The sequence below is a fragment of the Streptomyces sp. NPDC015345 genome (assembly GCF_043078805.1).
GTDB lineage: Bacteria > Actinomycetota > Actinomycetes > Streptomycetales > Streptomycetaceae > Streptomyces.
This window is the reverse complement of record NZ_JBIBTX010000001.1, coordinates 1292730-1311746: the sequence shown is the minus strand read 5'-3', so window position 1 is coordinate 1311746 and position 19017 is coordinate 1292730. Positions and strand designations below refer to the sequence as shown.

The 19017-nt window shown below is 71.1% G+C and carries 18 protein-coding genes and 1 riboswitch; of the genes, 13 read left to right on the top strand and 5 right to left on the bottom strand.

Annotated features, from left to right (window positions below; translation table 11 throughout):
- Positions 1 to 45: 45 nt before the first annotated feature.
- Positions 46 to 495, top strand: a complete 450-nt coding sequence (locus ACF062_RS05930) for a MarR family winged helix-turn-helix transcriptional regulator (protein ID WP_392136153.1) — start codon at positions 46 to 48, stop codon at positions 493 to 495.
- Here the strand turns inward: ACF062_RS05930 and ACF062_RS05925 are convergent.
- Positions 481 to 2115 carry a tetratricopeptide repeat protein gene (locus tag ACF062_RS05925; protein WP_392136150.1) on the bottom strand — a complete coding sequence of 545 codons (1635 nt, stop codon included), beginning with the start codon at positions 2113 to 2115 and terminating at the stop codon, positions 481 to 483. The genes ACF062_RS05930 and ACF062_RS05925 overlap by 15 nt on opposite strands.
- A 98-nt stretch (positions 2116 to 2213) precedes the next feature.
- Here ACF062_RS05925 and ACF062_RS05920 point away from each other — a divergent pair, with 98 nt between their 5' ends.
- A complete protein-coding gene (locus tag ACF062_RS05920) occupies positions 2214 to 3635 on the top strand; it encodes an FAD-binding oxidoreductase (RefSeq protein ID WP_392136147.1) in 1422 nt (473 codons plus the stop codon).
- Positions 3636 to 3651: 16 nt separating this feature from the next.
- Here ACF062_RS05920 and ACF062_RS05915 read toward each other — a convergent pair whose 3' ends face one another.
- Positions 3652 to 4137, bottom strand: a complete 486-nt coding sequence (locus ACF062_RS05915; RefSeq protein WP_392136144.1) for an SsgA family sporulation/cell division regulator — start codon at positions 4135 to 4137, stop codon at positions 3652 to 3654.
- Between the two features lie 280 nt (positions 4138 to 4417).
- Here ACF062_RS05915 and ACF062_RS05910 point away from each other — a divergent pair, with 280 nt between their 5' ends.
- Together ACF062_RS05910 and ACF062_RS05905 are read left to right on the top strand one after the other, a co-directional pair.
- Entirely contained in the window at positions 4418 to 5911 is a 1494-nt protein-coding gene (locus tag ACF062_RS05910; RefSeq protein ID WP_392136141.1) for an RDD family protein, read from the top strand.
- Between the two features lie 128 nt (positions 5912 to 6039).
- Positions 6040 to 6792: an RDD family protein gene (locus ACF062_RS05905; protein ID WP_392136139.1), complete on the top strand. Its 753-nt coding sequence runs from the start codon at positions 6040 to 6042 to the stop codon at positions 6790 to 6792.
- Positions 6793 to 6838: 46 nt separating this feature from the next.
- Here ACF062_RS05905 and ACF062_RS05900 read toward each other — a convergent pair whose 3' ends face one another.
- Positions 6839 to 7102: a hypothetical protein gene (locus ACF062_RS05900; protein WP_392136136.1), complete on the bottom strand. Its 264-nt coding sequence runs from the start codon at positions 7100 to 7102 to the stop codon at positions 6839 to 6841.
- 446 nt (positions 7103 to 7548) lie between these two features.
- Here ACF062_RS05900 and ACF062_RS05895 point away from each other — a divergent pair, with 446 nt between their 5' ends.
- Positions 7549 to 9969, top strand: a complete 2421-nt coding sequence (locus ACF062_RS05895; protein WP_392136134.1) for an immune inhibitor A domain-containing protein — start codon at positions 7549 to 7551, stop codon at positions 9967 to 9969.
- Positions 9970 to 10080: 111 nt separating this feature from the next.
- Positions 10081 to 10380, top strand: a complete 300-nt coding sequence (locus tag ACF062_RS05890) for a hypothetical protein (protein ID WP_223774863.1) — start codon at positions 10081 to 10083, stop codon at positions 10378 to 10380.
- Positions 10381 to 10441: 61 nt separating this feature from the next.
- On the opposite strand, the gene ACF062_RS05885 is transcribed toward ACF062_RS05890, so the two are convergent.
- Entirely contained in the window at positions 10442 to 11026 is a 585-nt protein-coding gene (locus ACF062_RS05885; protein ID WP_392136131.1) for an isochorismatase family protein, read from the bottom strand.
- Positions 11027 to 11135: 109 nt separating this feature from the next.
- Positions 11136 to 12464 (bottom strand): nicotinate phosphoribosyltransferase, encoded by a 1329-nt coding sequence (locus ACF062_RS05880; RefSeq protein WP_392136128.1) that lies wholly within the window; start codon positions 12462 to 12464, stop codon positions 11136 to 11138.
- A gap of 123 nt (positions 12465 to 12587) precedes the next feature.
- On the opposite strand from ACF062_RS05880, the gene clpS reads away from it, so the two are divergent.
- From clpS to ACF062_RS05845, 7 genes are all read left to right on the top strand, one after another.
- Positions 12588 to 12911 (top strand): ATP-dependent Clp protease adapter ClpS, encoded by a 324-nt coding sequence (clpS, locus tag ACF062_RS05875; protein WP_392136560.1) that lies wholly within the window; start codon positions 12588 to 12590, stop codon positions 12909 to 12911.
- 28 nt (positions 12912 to 12939) lie between these two features.
- Positions 12940 to 13545 carry a DUF2017 domain-containing protein gene (locus ACF062_RS05870; protein ID WP_392136125.1) on the top strand — a complete coding sequence of 202 codons (606 nt, stop codon included), beginning with the start codon at positions 12940 to 12942 and terminating at the stop codon, positions 13543 to 13545.
- 362 nt (positions 13546 to 13907) lie between these two features.
- The gene (locus ACF062_RS05865; RefSeq protein ID WP_392136122.1) at positions 13908 to 15413 is read left to right on the top strand and encodes an amino acid permease; all 1506 of its coding nucleotides are present in this window, start codon (positions 13908 to 13910) and stop codon (positions 15411 to 15413) included.
- Between the two features lie 86 nt (positions 15414 to 15499).
- Positions 15500 to 15922, top strand: a complete 423-nt coding sequence (locus tag ACF062_RS05860) for a Mov34/MPN/PAD-1 family protein (RefSeq protein ID WP_223774857.1) — start codon at positions 15500 to 15502, stop codon at positions 15920 to 15922.
- Positions 15895 to 16045, top strand: a riboswitch (cobalamin riboswitch). Its footprint overlaps the gene before it by 28 nt.
- Before the next feature lie 42 nt (positions 16046 to 16087).
- On the top strand, positions 16088 to 17077 hold the full coding sequence (locus ACF062_RS05855) for an ABC transporter substrate-binding protein (protein WP_392136118.1): 990 nt from the start codon (positions 16088 to 16090) through the stop codon (positions 17075 to 17077).
- A gap of 107 nt (positions 17078 to 17184) precedes the next feature.
- The gene (locus ACF062_RS05850) at positions 17185 to 18195 is read left to right on the top strand and encodes a FecCD family ABC transporter permease (protein ID WP_392136557.1); all 1011 of its coding nucleotides are present in this window, start codon (positions 17185 to 17187) and stop codon (positions 18193 to 18195) included.
- Entirely contained in the window at positions 18192 to 18965 is a 774-nt protein-coding gene (locus ACF062_RS05845) for an ABC transporter ATP-binding protein (protein WP_392136115.1), read from the top strand. The genes ACF062_RS05850 and ACF062_RS05845 overlap by 4 nt, the downstream gene beginning before the upstream one ends.
- Positions 18966 to 19017 lie beyond the last annotated feature (52 nt).

Here is a 19017-nt window from a genome sequence, read left to right as displayed (position 1 = left end):
TGGGCGCCGGTGAGCAAGCCCGGTGAGCACACCTGTGAGGAAGAAATGCCGTCCACCCAGCGCGACCTGTCCCAGCTCCTCGGCGCGGCCCGCCGCTGGTGCGAGGAGGGGCTCTTCGCGGCCATGGAGGCCGCGGGCGAGACCCCGGTCTCCCCGACGCAGGTACAGCTCTGCTCCGTACTCGACGACGAGGGCACCACGGTCTCCGAACTGGCACGGCGCACGGGCGTCACCCGGCAGACCGCCCACCAAGCCGTGCATGGACTCGTCGCCGCCGGAATCCTCGAACAGGCCCCGGACCCCGCCTCCGCGAAGCAGCGACTCATCAGGCGCACCGCCGAGGGCGAACGCGTCCACCGCCTGGCCAGGGCCGCCCTCGCCCGCATCGAGGAGCAGCTCGCCGCACGCATCGGCGAGGACCTGGCCACCGCCCTGCGGGCCGCCCTGGAGGCGCCGTGGGGGCCGCCGCCCGGCGCGGACTCAGTTCCCGGGTGACGCCGTGCGCACCCGGCCGGGAGACGCCGGGGACGACCGGCGGGGGCTGCTCACAGCCGCCCCGCGCGGCGTCCGGGGGCGGGGCGAGGCACGCCGCGGCGAGGAGTGGCCCGGCGAGGCCCGGTGCGGCTCCGCCCGCCGCTCGGGGCCCGGCGCCGCCGGTGCCGGCTCGTACACCTGCTCGGGCCCGCCCTCCGGCGGATCGCCCAGGGCCGCCAGCGCCCGCTTCGCCGCGGGCACGGCCAGCGGCGAGAAGTACGGGTTGATCCGCAGGGCCTCCCCGATGTGCCGCCGCGCCGCGCCGTACTTGCCGAGCTGCCGCTCGATCTCCCCGCGGTGGTAGGCGAACAGCGCGCTGCGCGGCCCCTTCTTCATCGCCTTGGTGACGAGCTTCAGGCCCTTCTCACCCTCCCCGGAGCGGTGCAGCGCCCAGCCCAGCGCGTCCGCCGTCTGCGGATTGCCGTGCCGCTCGTACTCCGCCTTCAGCCGCTCCACCGCGGCCTCCGTGTCACCGTGGTCCGCCTCGAAGAGACCGAGCACCCGTTCGTTGTTGACGCCGCCCGCGCCCTCCTCCCGCACCCGCGCCCGCAGCACGTCGTACTGGGCGCGCGCGGCGGGCCGCAGCTTCAGCGCCTGGTACAGCTCGCCGAGCTCCAGGGCGTACTCGGGCAGCGGCTGCCTGGTGAGCGCCGAGCGGTAGGCGTGCAGCGCCTCCGAGGTGCGGCCGAGCGCCGCGAGCGCGCGGCCACGGCCCGCCAGCGAGGCATGGTGGTCGGGATCGGCGGCGAGCGCCGCGTCGTAGTGGCGCAGCGCCTCCGCCGGCTCGCCCCGCTCCCACGCCAGCTCCCCGACACGGTGCAGGCACGCCGCCCTCTCCACGGGCGCGTCGGCGAGCGCCGCCGCGTCGGTCAGCGCGGCGTTGGCGTCCTCGCGCCAGCCGCGGTCGCGGTAGACCTGCCCGGTGCGCGCCTTCACGGCGGAGCGCGGGCCCAGCTTCTTGAGGGACTCCAGGGCCTTGCCGACCGCCTTGGCGTCACCGAGCCCGGTGTAGGCGTCGATCAGCGTGGAGTGGGCCACCCACCGCTTCGGCGCCTGCCGGACCGCCTGCTCGCCCCACATGCGGGCCGCCCGGAAGTCGTGCCGGGCGTTCGCCAGGGCGGCGAGCCCCGTCAACGCCTCCGGATTGCCCTCGGGCCGCGCCTTCAACGACGTACGCAGCGCCTGCTCGGCCTTCGGGTAGTACGCGACGTCGGCGGTGCGCGCGCCCCGCGCCACATACGCCGAGCCGAGCATCGCCCAGGAGTGTCCGTCGCCCGGGTGCGCCCGCAGATGCGCCTCGCGGTCCCCGATGAGCGCCGCCAGGTCCACCAGCGCCGCAGGCCTGCCCGCCTCCACGGCCACCCGGGCGCGCCCCACCGGTCCGAGCGCGGGCGGCGAGGCCTCCCCGCGGTCCAGCGGCACCAGCACATAGGCGGCCCCGAGCGCCACCGACCCGGCCGCACAGGCGACCAGCGCACGCCGCACCGAACGCCGCATCGGGGGCCGGTAGGGCTTCGGGGAGGACCCGTAGGACTTCCGGGGCGACCTGTAGGGCTTCAGCGGGGACCCGTAACGCTTCATGACGCTCACTGTGCGTCAATACGAAGAGCACATCCCGGCACGGGGAAGGGCGCGGCACACGGGTTCACACCGATGGCCCCGGGTGCGACGCTGTGATCATGAGCCGCACCCTCGTCGAACTCCTCCAGGAGGGACTGCCCGCCGAGGCGGTCCTCACGGACCCGGACGTCACGTCCGCGTACTCCCACGACATGGCGAGCTTCTGCGCCGCCGGTGTCCCCGCCGTCGTGGTCCTGCCCCGCACCGTCGAACAGGTCCAGCACGTCATGCGCACGGCCACCGAGCTGCGCGTCCCCGTGGTGCCGCAGGGCGCCCGCACCGGCCTGTCCGGCGCCGCCAACGCCAGCGACGGCTGCATCGTGCTGTCCCTCGTCAAGATGAACCGCATCCTGGAGATCAGCCCCGTCGACCGGATCGCCGTCGTCGAACCGGGCGTCGTCAACGCCGCGCTCTCCCGCGCGGTGGGCGAACACGGCCTGTACTACCCGCCGGATCCCTCCAGTTGGGAGATGTGCACCATCGGCGGGAACATCGGCACCGCCTCCGGCGGCCTGTGCTGCGTCAAGTACGGCGTCACCGCGGAGTACGTCCTCGGGCTCGACGTCGTCCTCGCCGACGGGCGGCTCATGAGCACCGGCCGCCGCACCGCCAAGGGCGTCGCCGGATACGACCTCACGCGGCTGTTCGTCGGCTCCGAGGGCAGCCTCGGCATCGTCGTACGCGCCGTCCTCGCGCTGAGGCCGAAGCCGCCGCAACAGCTGGTGCTGGCCGCCGAGTTCGCGTCGACCGGGGCCGCCTGCGACGCCGTATGCAAGATCATGGAAACGAAAGGGCGCGAAGCGCTTCCGCAGAAGGGTGGTGGTGGGAGACGGGCGGGCGGTCACGTCCCGTCGCTGCTTGAACTGATGGACCGTACGACCGTGCGGGCCGTCAACGCGCTGGCGAACATGGGGCTGCCCGAGACCACCGAGGCCCTCCTGCTCGCCGCCTTCGACACCCCGCACCCCACGGCCGATCTCGCCGCCGTCGGCGCGCTCTGCGAGGCGGCGGGCGCCACCCAGGTCGTCCCGGCCGAGGACGCCGCCGAGTCGGAACTGCTGCTCCAGGCGCGGCGGTTGTCCCTCACCGCGCTCGAAGCCGTCAAGGGCACCACGATGATCGACGACGTGTGCGTGCCGCGCTCCAGGCTCGCGGAGATGCTCGACGGCGTCGAGCGCATCGGCGAGAAGTACGGCCTGACCATCGGCGTCTGCGCCCACGCGGGCGACGGCAACACGCACCCCACCGTCTGCTTCGACGCGGCGGACGCCGACGAGGCCCGGCGCGCCCGCGAGTCCTTCGACGAGATCATGGCCCTCGGTCTCGAACTCGGCGGCACCATCACCGGCGAGCACGGCGTCGGCGTCCTGAAGAAGGAGTGGCTGGCGCGCGAGCTCGGCCCGGTGGGCGTGGAGATGCAGCAGGCCGTCAAGGCGGCCTTCGACCCGCACCACATCCTCAACCCCGGAAAGCTGTTCTGACGGCCGGAAGGGGTGATCACTCGCCGTCCTTGGACTCGTCCGAGGGCCACGGGTCGCGCAGCCACAGCTCGTCCACGCGGCCACGGCCGAAGGTGGGCGCGAGCAGCTCGGCGAGGCCGTCGTCGATGCCGAGCTGCTCGGTCTCGGAGCCCGGGGGCACCACCCGCAGGGTGCGCTCCAGCCAGGCGGAGACGGCCGCCGCCGGAGCTTCCAGGAGGGCGTCGCCGTCCGGTGAGCTGAGCGCCATCAGGACGACCCCGCGGCCGTCCACCTTCGTCGGCCAGACCCGCACGTCACCGTGGCCGCACGGCCGGAACACCCCCTCCACCAGCAGCTCGCGGGCGAACGTCCAGTGCACGGGGTGCTCGGAGCCGATGTGGAAGGCGATGTGGACGGCGTAGGGATCGGCCGTGCGGTAGGTGAGCCGGGCCGGGACGGCGACCGCCCGTTCCGGTGAGAGGATCAGCTTGATTTCCAGTTCGCGTTCCACCACGGAGTGCATGTCGGTGCGTTTCCTTTCTCGTGGGGGCCCTGGGAGCGGACCCGTACGAGTGGAGAGCGCGTGATCGCCGAAGCATTACGCGGGTTCGGGAGATTTTCTTCGGACGACTTCGAAGAGGGGGCGTCGACGGGGGCGTGACCGGGGGCGTGGAGTTCGCGGGGGAAGTGTGGGGACCGTGCCCGGATAGTGGTCCGTAGGGCGGGAGCCGCCCGGTGGGACACGGAGGTCTGATAGATGTGGAGCCCTCAAAAGACCCCCGAGCAGATACGGGACGACGGACATGAGCGCCCCAACTCCGGCCCCAGGCGACGACAGGCCCCGCGAAGGCTACTACCCCGACCCGTCCATTCCGGGATATGTCCGGTACTGGAACGGCGCCGCCTGGGTGCCCGGTACGAGCCGTCCCGCGCCGTCCGACGGCGAACCCCTCCCGGCACCGCCCGGCACCGGCCGGGGCACCGGCGCCCCGGTGACGCCGCCCGCCGTGGAGGAGACCGGCCCGCACTTCTTCGACGAGGAGCCCCCGGCGGCCGGCCAGGAGCAGCACGGCGCCCGCCCCGAGCCCGCCTCCGCCTGGCAGGCCGACGCGACCCGGCAGTCCGGCCTCGGCGGTGAGCAGGAGCGCCGCGTCTCGTGGGGCGCCCCGGGCCAGGCCGACCCGCGCGTGCCGAGCGACGCCGCGCCGCGCGCCGGGACCCCGGCCGCCGGGCCCGCGGCGGCGCCCGAGCCGCCCGAGGACGAGAGCAACCCCGGCACGGTCGTGATCCGCGCCGTCGAGCCGGGCGCGTCGAAGCCGACCGCAGGCGAGGGAACAGTGACGTTCCGCCGCCCCACAGGCCCGGTGAAGCCCGCCGACGGGGCGGCCACCGGGGCGCCCGCCCCCACGCCGACTCCCGCACCGGTGGCCGACGGCACCATGACGATCCGCGCCGTGCGGTCCGCCTCCGGGCAGCAACAGGGCGCCCGGACCGCCACCCCGCAGCCCGCCGCCCCCGCGCAGGCCTCCGTACCGCCGCAGGCACCCGCCCCCGCCCAGGCTCCCGCGCCGCAGCCCCAACCGGTCCAGCAGCCCCAGCCGGGCGCCGCGACCCCGCAGCCCACCGTGCCGCAGCAGGGCGGCGCCCCCGCGCCCGTCACCTCCGGACCCGGCGGCGGCTCGCAGTCCTGGGCCCAGCAGGTGCACCAGCTCGCGGGCGCCGCCCCGGTTGCGGGGCAGGGCGACGGACAGCCGGTCGTGCCGTGGAAGCCGGTGGCCGATGACCCGTTCCTCGCCGCCGCGCGCGCCCAGGCGTCGGCCAGGCCCGCCGGACTCGGCAGGCGCCTCGCGGCGCGGCTCATCGACACCGTCGCCCTCGCGGCGGTCACCGGGGCCGCGGCCCTGCCGCTCGGCGCCGAGGCCGCCGACCACGTCGACAGCAAGATCGACGCGGCGAAGCTGTCGGGGGAGAAGACCACGGTCTGGCTGCTCGACGGCACCACCGCGGGCTACCTCGGCATCATCCTCGCCGTCCTCCTGCTCTTCGGCGTCGTGTACGAGGCGCTGCCCAACGCCAAGTGGGGCCGCACGCTGGGCAAGAAGGTCTGCGGCATCGAGGTGCGGGACATCGAGGAGCACGAGCCGCCGACGTTCGCGGCGGCCCTGCGGCGCTGGCTGGTCTACAGCGTGCCCGGCCTGTTGGTGGTCGGCGTCGTCGGAGTGCTGTGGTGCCTCTTCGACAAGCCGTGGCGGCAGTGCTGGCACGACAAGGCGGCCAACACTTTTGTCGCCGGATGAGCCGCCGGATGAGCCGCGGGACGAGCGGACGTACGTACGCCGTGGTGTGAGGGGTACGTACGCCGTCGGGTAACCCGGTCAGCCGCTCGCCGGATGCGGAGCGGGGGCCGTCGCGGTCGACTCGGGCCATGAGCACCGAACCGCCGCAGTACCCGCCGCCGGACGACGACCCGTTCAAGAAGCAGCCGCCCGGCGGGCCTTCCCCCGGGTCCGGTGACGGCTCCCCGTACGACACACCGCCACCGGGCGGCGGCGCCCCCTACGGGAACACGCCTCCGGGTTCCGGCGGCGGCACGCCCTACGGAGTCCCGCCCCCGCCCTCCGAGGGCGACCCCTACGGCGGCAGCGGCAACCCGTACGGCGGCGGCGCCGGCGGCCCCTACGGGGGCGGTCCGGGAGGTCCGGGTGGCTACGGCGGGCAGGATCCGCTGGCCGGCATGCCCCCGCTGGCCGACAGCGGCAAGCGCGTCCTCGCCCGCATCATCGACATGATCCTCGTGGGCATCGTCGTCTGGCTGCTGTCCTGGCTGTTCGACACGTCCGAGTACGACGTCGACCCCGACAAGGTGAACACGGGCAGGTCGTTCGGCCAGTCGCTGCTGGCCGCCGTGCTCTACATGGCGTACGACACCGTCATGATCTCCAGGACCGGGCAGACGCTCGGCAAGAAGCTGCTGGGGATGCGCGTCGCGAACCTCAACGACGGCGCCACGCCCAGCATGCAGACCGCGCTCGCCCGCGCGGCCGTCCTCTGGCTGCCGTTCGCCTTCTGCTGCGCCTGCATCTGGACGGCGATCTGCGGCGGCTGGAGCTTCTTCGACAAGCCCTACAAACAGGGCCTGCACGACAAGGCCGCCAAGACGGTGGTGGTCAGCGTCTAGCGCGAAAGGCCCGGTGCGGCGGCACCGGAACCGGCGGGTCCGTGTGTCACGGGCCCGCCGGTTCGCGTACGGATTCGGCGAGCACCGCGCGCTGCGCGGGGACCCGCTCCGGGGCTGCGGGCACGGCGGGCGCCGCCGACGCGGGCGCCGGTACCGTCATCGCGACCAATAAGCCGAGGCCGAGCGCGGCCATGGCGATCACCGCGACGCCGATCCCCGACGCGGTCCGGGAGAGCAGCAGCATGGCGAGGGTGGAGAAGACGACGGTCACCGAACCGTAGGCGATCTGTGCGGTGGTCGGACGTGGCATGGGACGAGGCATGACGTGATCCGTCCTCGGCAGGAGATGGCTGTATACGAATCAAAGGGTGCCCGACACCGACGACTTGGGATCTGCCGCCTCGCGCGGTAGCGCACCGTCGATTGACTCTATGACGCTGCATGCCCGACGGGAACGGTCGGTAAGCGTGACCTAACCCACGGTGCCGCAGCACAGGGGGCGCACGGGTTCATGGCGTCCATCAAGTGGACGGTGCGGCGCGCCCGTTGGCCGGTCCCGTGGAGGAGTGCCCGATGTCCGGATAACGGACCCGGCGGTCGCATAGTGCACTTGGCCTGTGCAAGTCAAGGTCTGTCTTTTCTCCCGTACTTCCGGTCGAATGTCGTCACTTGTGACGCGTACATCGCGCGCGGACCTCCTCCGACCGGGATCTCGGTCCGCCATTCGCGCGGGCGCGTGGGGAGGACATTCATCAAGTGACAGCCAGAACACGCACGTTCAGAGCCACGGCCGTGGCCGTGGCGGTGGCCGCGGCCGCCGCCACGTACTCGGCGACGACGGCCACGGCGGCGCCCGGGGACGGAGCCCCGGGCGCGGCGCCCGCCGTCGACCGGCAGGACCCGTCGCGCCCCAAGGCGCACGTCGACCACGACCTCGAAGGACCGTTCAGCAAGCAGCAGGCGCAGCAGCGCAAGGCGGCCCTCCAGCAGGTCGTCGCGGGCGACGCCAAGGTGCAAAAGCGCGGTGCCTCGAAGGTCGTCAAGCTCGACGACAAGAAGTACGTCGAGCTCGGCCGCGAGAAGACCGACAAGATCTTCACGATCCTGGTGGAGTTCGGGGACAAGGTCGACGACACGACCATGTACGACCCGGACGGCCCCGACGGCCCGGAGCCGCCCGTCAAGAAGTACGGCGGCAAGCCCGGCCCGCTGCACAACAAGATAGCCAAGCCCGACAGGGCGAAGGACAACAGCACGGCCTGGCAGGCGGATTACAACCGCAAGCACTTCGAGGACCTGTACTTCGGAGAGGGCAAGGACAGCAAGGGCAAGACCAAGCACTCGCTGAAGACCTACTACGAGAAGACCTCCTCCGGCCGCTACTCGGTCGACGGCGCGGTCTCCGACTGGGTCAAGGTCGACTACAACGAGGCGCGCTACGGCTCGAACTACTGCGGCGAGTCCAACTGCGCCAACGTCTGGGACGCGGTCAAGGACGGCGTGACCGCCTGGACCAAGGCCCAGAAGGCCCAGGGCCGCACCGACGCGCAGATCAAGGCGGACCTGGCCAAGTACGACCTCTGGGACCGCTACGACTTCGACAACGACGGCGACTTCAACGAGTCCGACGGCTACATCGACCACTTCCAGATCGTCCACGCGGGCGAGGACGAGTCGGCCGGCGGCGGCGCCGAGGGCGAGAACGCCCTGTGGGCGCACCGCTGGTACGCGTACGGCAACGACGCGGGCAAGACCGGCCCCGGCAACAACAAGGCCGGCGGCACCCAGATCGGCGACTCCGGCATCTGGGTCGGTGACTACACGATGCAGCCGGAGAACGGCGGCCTCGGCGTCTTCGCCCACGAGTACGGTCACGACCTCGGCCTGCCGGACCTGTACGACACCACCGGCAAGGGCGAGAACTCGGTCGGCTTCTGGTCGCTGATGTCGGCCGGTTCCTGGCTCGGCACCGGCAAGGACGCGATCGGTGACCTGCCCGGCGACATGACCGCCTGGGACAAGTTCCAGCTGGGCTGGCTCGACTACGCGAAGGCCAAGGCGGCCACGACCTCCGAGCACAAGCTCGGCGTCGCGGAGTACAACACCCGTCACCGCCAGGCGCTCCTCGTCGACCTGCCGAAGAAGGCCGTCACCACCAAGATCGTGAAGCCCGCCGAGGGCGCGAAGCAGTGGTGGAGCGACCAGGGCGACGACCTGAAGAACACCCTGACGCGCTCCGTCGACCTCACCGGCAAGACCAAGGCCGAACTGTCGCTCCAGGGCTGGTGGGACATCGAGGCCAACTACGACTACCTCTACACCGAGGTCTCCACGGACGGCGGCGCCAACTACACGCCGGTCGACGGCACCGCCGACGGCAAGCCGATCACCCGCGACGCCGGTGACAAGCCCGCTCTGACCGGTGTCTCGGGCGCGTACAAGAAGCTGGTCTTCCCGCTCGACGCCTACGCCGGCAAGAAGATCGACATCCGCTTCCGCTACGCCACGGACGGCGGCGCGGGCGGCAAGGGCTTCGCGGCCGACGCCCTCACGATCACCGCGGACGGCGCCAAGCTCTTCGAGGACGGCGCCGAGGGCGACGACAACGGCTGGACGTCGAAGGGCTTCTCGCGCATCGCCGAGTCCTTCACCAAGAAGTACGACCAGTACTACCTGGCCGAGAACCGCCAGTACGTCTCGTACGACAAGACCCTCAAGGTCGGCCCGTACAACTTCGGCTTCTCGCAGTCCCGCCCCGACTGGGTCGAGCACTACCCCTACCAGACCGGCCTGATGATCTGGCAGTGGGACACCTCCCAGAAGGACAACAACACCAGCCAGCACCCCGGCCAGGGCCTGATCCTGCCGGTCGACGCGCACGCCAAGCCGCTGAAGTGGAAGAACGGCGAGATCCTGCGCAACAAGATCCAGCCGTTCGACGCGCCCTTCAGCAAGTACGCGACCGACAAGTTCACGCTCCACAACGCGGACGTCGCGCTGAAGATCAAGTCCCAGAAGGGCGTCCCGGTCTTCGACGACCGCAAGGGCACCTACTGGTACGCCTCGAACCCCACGGGCAGCGTCAAGGTCACTGACACCAACACCCAGATCAAGATCATCAAGCAGCCGAAGGACGGCTCGACGATCACGGTCCAGGTGGGTCGCTCGGCGAAGTAATCAACGTTTCCGCAGGTCAAGTCATGATCGGCCGTTGCCCCCTAGCGGGCGGCGGCCGATCGTGTTTAGGTGCGTGCTGTGTACTTCTTATTGACGGGGGAGTGACCGAGCATGTCCGCAGGAGGTTTCTGCAAGCTGCCGAACGGCAGCGTGGTGGTGGCACTGACCCTGCCGAGTCCGTCGGAGGCGGGCGGCGCGGTGCGGATGATCGTGCACGCCGTGAACCGCGCGAGGGCGCTGACGCGGCTGCGGAACCTCGGCCTGCGGGCGGTGTATCTGCGGGGCAACGCGCAGCCGCCGACGCCGGACGAGGTCACGGCGGTGCTGCACCATCCGGACGGGTTGATATGGCGGACGGCGCCCAATGCCCTGGAGGAGCTCTGGCACCCGATCAGGGCCCTGCGGCGCTGAGCGGCGCCCGAGATCAGCCCCTCCGGCGTCCGAGGAGCGGGGTCCGGGCCGGAGCCCCGTGTCAGACGACGGGCTTCCCCGTCAGTTCGACCCCGGCCGCCCGAAGCTCCGCCAAGGCCCTCTCCGTGCTGGCTCCGTCGACGCCCGCCGTGAGGTCCAGCAGCACGGTCGTGCGGAATCCCTCCCGCGCGGCGTCCACGGCGGTGGCGCGGACGCAGTGGTCCGTGGCGATCCCGACCACGTCCACCTCGGTGATCTCCCGCTCCCGCAGCCACCGGGCCAGCGACACGCCGTTCTCGTCCACACCCTCGAAGCCGCTGTAGGCGGCGGCGTAGGCGCCCTTGTCGAAGACCGCGTCGATCGCGCCGGAGGCGACGGCCGGGGCGAAGTTCGGGTGGAAGCCGATGCCCTCGGTGCCCGCCACGCAGTGCGGCGGCCAGGAGTCGACGTAGTCCGGGTGGTCGGAGAAGTGGCCGCCCGGGTCGATGTGGTGGTCACGGGTGGCCACCACGTGGCGGTAGCAGGCCGGGGCCTGGCCGATCAGCTCGGTGATGGCGGCGGCCACGTCCGCGCCACCGGCCACCGCGAGGCTGCCGCCCTCGCAGAAGTCGTTCTGCACGTCTACGACGATCAGTGCGCGGCGCATGGGCGGTGTCCTTCTGCTGTGGGGACTACGAGCCTAGAGACTTCAGGGGCGTTGCGGGAGAGGGCGGGCGCAGCTCCGGGTGCCGCGTGGGCGGCACCCGGTGCCGCGCTCAGACGTACTCGGTGGGGATGACCGCCTCGCCCCGCGACAGCTGCGTCGCCGACAGGGGCAGGCGGGCACGGGCGGCGGCGTGCCGGTCGCGGACCGCGTCCAGCGGCTCACGGGCGATGACCTGCCCGCCCTTGACCAGCTCGACCTGGAGCTGGTCGTCGACCAGCTCGGCGGGCACGGGCCCGGTGCCGATGACCTCGGCCTCCGCGACGCCGTACGCGTCGCTCCGGCGCGCGGCCCACTTGCGGCCGCCCACCGAGCTCTTGGCGCCCAGCGACTTCTTCGCCACGGGCTCCAGGGGGGCCTTGGGGTCCGCCGAGTGGGCGCGGGCCACCAGCTTGTAGACCATGGAGGCGGTGGGGTGCCCGGAGCCGGTGACGAGCTGGGTGCCCACGCCGTACGCGTCCACGGGCGCCGCCGCGAGCGAGGCGATGGCGTACTCGTCGAGGTCGGAGGTCACGACGATCTTCGTGTTCGTCGCGCCGAGATCGTCCAGCTGCTGGCGCACGCGGTGGGCGACGAGCAGCAGGTCGCCGGAGTCGATGCGGACCGCGCCGAGCTCGGGCCCGGCGACCTCGACGGCCATGCGGACCGCCTCGGTCACGTCATAGGTGTCCACGAGCAGCGTGGTGCCGCGGCCGAGCGAGTCGACCTGGGCGCGGAAGGCGTCGCGCTCGCTGTCGTGCACCAGGGTGAAGGCGTGGGCGCTGGTGCCGACGGTCGGGATGCCGTAGCGGAAGCCGGCGGCCAGGTCGGAGGTGGTCGCGAAGCCGCCGACGTAGGCGGCGCGGGAGGCGGCGACGGCGGCCAGCTCGTGGGTGCGGCGGGCGCCCATCTCGATCAGCGGGCGGCCCCCGGCGGCCGAGGACATGCGGGAGGCGGCGGCCGCGATCGCCGAGTCGTGGTTGAGGATGGAGAGGATCACCGTCTCCAGGAGCACGCACTGGGCGAACGATCCCTCGACCCGCAGGATCGGCGAGCCGGGGAAGTAGACCTCGCCCTCGGGGTAGCCCCAGATGTCGCCGCTGAAGCGGTAGCCGGACAGCCAGTCCAGGGTGGGCTCGTCGACGATGCCGCGCTCGCGCAGGAAGCCGAGGACACCGGCGTCGAAGCGGAAGTTCTCCACGGCGTCCAGGACCCGGCCGGTGCCCGCCACGACGCCGTAGCGCCGCCCCTCGGGCAGTCTGCGGGTGAAGACCTCGAAGACCGAACGGCGCTCGCCGGTACCGGCTTTCAGCGCCGCCTGGAGCATCGTCAGCTCGTACTGGTCCGTGAAGAGCGCCGTCGAGGGAACATCCACCGGCAGGCCAAGGTCCGCTGTGTTCATGGGAAGGATGCTACCCGCATCTCGTCACTCTGACGATTTCCGGGTCCGTTTGTGCGAGTGCCCCTCAGGGGTGGCAGCATGGGACAGGTGAGTACGTCCCGCCCGTCTCCCGCCGCCACCCTTCTGAGGAAGGGCTCCGCCCGCTGTGCCGTCCCGGTCGAGATCACCCGCCCGGAATCGGACGAAGAGACGCTTGTCGTCCCCGAGCCGGACGTCCCCTGGATCACGCTCGTGCACAACGATCCGGTCAACCTCATGAGCTACGTGACGTACGTGTTCCAGACGTACTTCGGGTACTCGAAGGAGAAGGCCACCAAGCTGATGATGGACGTGCACCAGAAGGGCCGCGCTGTCGTGTCCACCGGCAGCCGCGAGGAGATGGAGCGCGACGTGCAGGCCATGCACGGGTACGGGCTGTGGGCCACCCTTCAGCAGGACCGCAAGTAGCGGCGGACCGGAAGCAGCGACGCATCTGATGCCAGGACAATTCGAAGCGATTCCCGGGGGCGGCGCCGCCGTCGCGCTCGACGAGGTCGAGATCTCGATCATCCGTTCCCTCGCCGTGCAGCTCCTGGAGCTGATCGGTCCGGGCCCGGGCGGCGAGCCCTCCGACGACCCCCTCGCGGAGCTGTTCGCCGAGGGTCCCAGCGAGCCGCCCGCCGATCCGGTGATGCAGCGCCTGCTCCCGGACGCGTACGGCGGCCCCGGCAGTGAGACCGGAGACGTCGGGCAGGAGGACGAACTGCGGGCCTATTCGGCCGAGTTCCGCCGCTTCACGGAGAATGACCTGCGGGCCAAGAAGCGGGACGACGCGCTGGTCGTGATCCGATCGCTCGACTCGCTGGCGTCCTCGGGCGAGGGCGGAACTGTCCTGAAACTGTCGTCGGAGGAGTCGCGGCACTGGCTCGGCGCCCTCAATGACCTCAGGCTCGCGATCGGCACCCGCCTGGAGGTCACCGACGAGGAGGACGCCGATCTGCTCTACCGGCTCCCCGACTCCGACCCCCGCAAGCCGATGGTGATGGCCTATCTCTGGTTGGGCGGACTACAGGAGACGCTGGTCGGGACGTTGCTGGACTGAAAACCGGTGCATATGACAGCGAAATTTGCCGCACTGGACACCTGCCGCCCCCGTAGCGAACTGTTCGCTCAACGAACGCTCAAATCCGGATAACGATCCCATCACTTCATTGCCCGCATTTGCCGCGCGAGGAGAACTTTGTCCGCTTCTCCCTGTGGCGTGTGTCACAGGTGGCTGATTCCCTCACTGTTGCCGTCGTGATAAATCTTCACGACCGCTCGTTGACGCCACCCATGTCATCGAGGGCGCTCTGGCCGGCAGACCGCCGGTAGCACTCCATACATATCCGGGGGGATCAGGACCTGATCCGCAGCCATCAACGCGATACGCGGGCGCGGATCAACATGGAGAAAGGCGTCACCATGACCTCAGTGCAGGTCGAAGAGCAGTACGACGGGCACGACGGCAATGGTGCCGTGCAGGCCGCGGGCGGCCCGTCCGGCGAGGGCGAGGGCTACCAGCGCGGTCTGGGAGCCCGGCAGATCCAGATGATCGCGATCGGCGGTGCCATCGGCACCGGCCTGTTCCTCGGCGCGGGCAAGGCCATCCACAAGGCCGGCCCCAGCCTCATCCTGGCGTACGCCATCGCGGGCCTCGTCATCTTCTTCATCATGCGGGCGCTCGGCGAGCTGCTCATGTACCGCCCCGTGTCGGGCTCCTTCTCGGAGTACGCGCGCGAATTCATGGGCCCGTTCTTCGGCTTCGTGACCGGCTGGACGTACTGGCTCTTCTGGGTCGTCACCGGCATCACCGAAGTCACCGCCGCCGCCCAGTACATGCAGTACTGGACACACGGATCCGTTCCACAATGGGCGTACGCGCTCGTCTTCACGGTCATCCTGTACGGCGCGAACCTCATCTCCGTGAAGCTCTTCGGCGAGCTGGAGTTCTGGTTCTCGATGGTCAAGGTCACCGCCATCATCGGCATGATCCTGATCTGTATCGGCATCCTCACCATCGGCTTCTCCGACGCCGGTGACACCGCGACCGTGGCCCACCTGTGGAACCAGGGCGGTTTCTTCCCCAACGGCATCGGCTCCACGCTGATGACGCTCCAGATCGTGATGTTCGCCTTCCTCGCCGTCGAACTGGTCGGTGTCACCGCGGGCGAGTCCAAGGACCCGAAGACCGTCCTGCCCAAGGCCATCAACACCGTGCCGTGGCGCATCGCCGTCTTCTACGTCGGCGCGCTGATCATGATCCTGTCGGTCGTCCCGTGGACCACCTTCAAGCCCGGCGTCTCGCCGTTCGTCGCCGCCTTCGAGGAGATGGGTCTCGGCGTCGGCGCCGCGATCGTGAACTTCGTGGTCCTCACCGCCGCGCTCTCCTCCTGCAACTCCGGCATGTACTCCACCGGCCGCATGCTGCGTGACCTGGCGCTCAACGGCCAGGGCCCGAAGTTCTTCACCAAGCTCACCAAGAACGGCCTGCCGCTGGTCGGCACCACGGTCTCCGCCGGGTTCATGATGTTCGGCGTCTGGATCAACTACCAGTGGCCGGGCGAGGCGTTCAACTACGTCGTCTCCTTCGCGACCATCTCCGGCATGTGGGCCTGGATCATGATCCTGGCCTGCCAGATCCGCTACCGCCGCAAGGCCGACCGCGGCGAGCTGCCGCAGTCCACCTTCCGGGCCCCGGGCGCCCCGTACACCAGCTGGTTCGCGCTGCTCTTCATCGGCATGGTCATCGTGATGATGGGCGTCGACAAGGACGCGCGGATCTCCCTGTACGCCGCTCCGGTCTGGGCCGCGATCCTCGGCGTCTCCTACCTGGTCCTCAAGAGCCGCAACCCGCAGGCGGCGGCCTTCAACAAGCGGAAGATCGGCCTCCGCGAGGAGGCCTCCGGCGACCGCCTCTCCAAGGACTGACCGGCTCCCCAAGGCCTCTGTCCAGCATTCGGGCCCGCCCGTACCACACTTCGGTACGGCGCGGGCCCTCTGCTTATCCTGGCGCCATGCTGACCATCACCCAGGCCCTCCACGACCAGATCGTCGCGCACGCGCGCCAGGACCACCCCGACGAGGCGTGCGGCGTGGTCGCGGGTCCGGCGGGCACCGGCCGCCCCGAGCGCTTCATCCCGATGCTCAACGCCGCGCGCTCGCCCACGTTCTACGAGTTCGACTCGGGTGACCTGCTCAAGCTCTACCGCGAGATGGACGACCGCGACGAGGAGCCCGTGGTCATCTACCACTCGCACACCGCGACCGAGGCGTACCCCTCCCGCACCGACATCACGTACGCCAACGAACCCGGCGCCCACTACGTCCTGGTCTCCACCGCGGACACCGACGACGCGGGCCCCTTCCAGTTCCGCTCGTACCGGATCGTGGACGGGGAGGTCACCGAGGAAGAGGTAAAGGTCGTACAGGCATACTGATCTTTACCCACGAGGGCGGCAGGACCCAGGAAGCCGGTGCGAACCCGGCACGGTCCCGCCACTGTGACCCCGCCCCCCACCCGGCGGGGGAGTCAGGTACTGACCTGCCGCCTTCCTCCACGCAACGCAGGGGACGCGGAAATCCCCTGGAGGAGGCAGTACGTCATGTCCCGCGCCCTTCGCGTGCTCACCGCCGCGGCCCTGCTCGTCCCGCTCGCCGCGTGCTCCACCTCGTCCGGCGACAGCTCGGGCAAGCCCGCCGCCAAGGCCCCCGGCTTCCCGTACACCGTCACCAACTGCGGTGTGAGGACGACGTACGACGCACCGCCCGAGCGCGCCGTCACCATGAACCAGCACGCCACCGAAGTGATGCTGGAACTCGGCCTCAAGGACCGCCTGGCGGGCACCGCCTACCTCGACGACAAGGTCCTGCCGAAGTACGAGAAGGCGTACGAATCCCTCCCCGTGCTCGCCGAGGAGTACCCCTCCTACGAGAAGCTGCTCTCCGCCGACCCCGACTTCGTCTACGGCGGCTACGCCAGCGCCTTCCTCGCCGGCGACGGCCGCAGCCGCTCCGCGCTCGCCAAGTCCGGGATCAAGAGCCGCCTCAACGTCGAGGGCTGCGCGAAGCGGGCGGTCACCATGGACGACGTGTACCGCGAGGTGCGGGAGGTCGGTGCCACCTTCGGGGTGCGTGAGCGCGCCGAGAAGTGGGTGAGCGGGGCGAAGCGCGAACTGGCCGCCACCGCGAAGAAGTCGAAGAACTCGCAGAACTCGAAGAATTCGCAGAGCGGGAAGCCGGTCTCCGTCTTCGTCTACGACAGCGGTGACAAGACCGCGTTCACGGCGGGCGGCCGCGGCATCGGCAACGACATCATCGAGCGGGCGGGCGGCCGCAACGTCTTCGCCGACGTCGACAAGGCCTTCAGCGACGCGTCCTGGGAGAAGGTCGTCGAGCGCCGCCCCGAGGCCATCCTCATCCTCGACTACGGCGCCACGACCGTCGCCCAGAAGAAGAAGCGCCTCCTCGACGACCCGGCCCTCGCGGACGTCCCCGCCGTCAAGCACGAGCGCTTCGCGGTGCTGCGGCTGTCGGACGTGGTCACGGGGGTACGAGCGCCGGAGGCGGTGAGGAAGCTGGCGGGCCAGCTGTGAGCGCCCTGGAGATCCGGCCCGGGGGCGGCACATCCCAGCCCGTCCGGCGTTTGAGGACGAGCCCGGAGGGCGATCGGCGGGGGTCGAAGGGGCGGCGCCTCTTGATCCTGACGGCACTCACCGCGGCCCTCGCGGCAGCGACCGTCGCCGGCCTCGCCCTGGGCTCCGTACGCATCCCGCCGAGCCAGGTCCTGGACATCCTCACCGGCGGTGCGGAACCCTCTCCGTTCCGCACGATCGTGCTGGACGTCCGCCTGCCCCGAGTCCTGCTCGGCGCGGCCGTCGGCGCCGGCCTCGCGGTCATCGGCACCGTCCTCCAGGCACTGGTACGCAACCCCCTCGCCGACCCCTTCCTCCTCGGCGTCTCCTCGGGCGCCTCCGTCGGCGCCGTCAGCGCGATCGTCCTCGGCGGTGTCTTCGGCCTGGGCGCCGCCCTCAGCACCGCCGTCACCATCCCCGCGGCCTCCTTCGCGGGCGCGCTGCTCGCGCTCGTCCTCGTCTACGCCCTGGCCCGAAGCGGTGGCGGAGGCTTCGCCACCGGGCGGCTGATCCTCGCCGGCGTCGCCGTCTCGTACGTGCTCACCGCCCTGACCAGCCTCATCCTCGTCACCGCCGACAGCGCCGACCACCTCAAGGAAGTCCTGTACTGGACGCTCGGCGGCCTCGGCGGCGCCCGCTGGGACATGCTCGCCCTGCCCTGCGCCGTCCTGGCCGTGGGCACCGCCTTCCTGGTGGCGCTGGCCCGCCCGCTGGACCTGCTGCTCGTCGGCGAGGAGGGCGCCACCGTCCTCGGCCTGGACACCGCCCGCTTCCGCGCCGCCGTCTTCGTCCTCGCCTCGCTCCTGACCGGCGTCCTCGTCGCGTACAGCGGGGCCATCGGCTTCGTCGGCCTGATGGTGCCGCACGCCGCCCGCATGCTGGTCGGCGCCGCCCACCGCACCCTGCTCCCGGTGGTGGCGCTGATGGGTGCGGTCTTCCTGGTCGCCGCCGACCTCGCCGCACGCACGCTCGCGGCGCCCCAGGACATCCCGGTCGGCGTCCTCACCGCCCTCACCGGCGGCCCGTTCTTCCTGTGGCTGCTGCACAGGAGCCGTACGCACGAAGGGGCGCCCGCGTGAAGCTGCGCACCGAGAACCTCGGCTACACCACCCCCGGCGGCGCCCGTCTGCTCGACGGCGTCTCACTGACCGTCGCCGACGGCGAGACGGTCGGCATCGTGGGGCCCAACGGCAGCGGCAAGACGACCCTGCTGCGCTGCGTGTACGGCGCGCTCACCCCGACCGCGGGCCGCGTCCTGCTCGACGGGGACGACCTGACGGCGCTCGGCGCCAAGGCCCGCTCGCGGCGCGTCGCCACCGTGCCGCAGGACGGCCAGGCGGGCTTCGATCTCACCGTGCGGCAGGTCGTCGCGATGGGCCGCTCCCCGCACAAACGCTTCTGGGAGGGGGACACCGCGCGGGACGAGGAGCTGGTGGGGGCCGCCCTGGCGCGCGTCGGCGCCGAGGCCGTCGCCGACCGCTCCTTCGCCGCGCTCTCCGGCGGCGAACGCCAACGCGCCCTGGTGGCACGCGCGTTGGTGCAGCGACCCACGGTCCTCGTTCTCGACGAGCCGACCAACCACCTCGACATCCGCTACCAGCTGGAGATCCTCGGCCTGGTCGGCGGCCTCGGCACGACCAATCTCCTCGCCCTGCACGACCTGAACCTCGCGGCGTACTACTGCGACCGCCTGCACGTCCTGCGCGCCGGCACGCTGATCGCCTCCGGCACCCCCGAGGAGATCCTGACCAGCGATCTCCTCGCCGAGGTGTACGGCGTGACGGCGGAGGTAGCGGTGCACCCCGCGACCGGGTCGCCGACGGTCACCTACCTCCCCGCGCCCAGGTGACAGCCGTCCGACATCAGCCGACATCCAGCCGGTGGACGGAAACCATCCATCA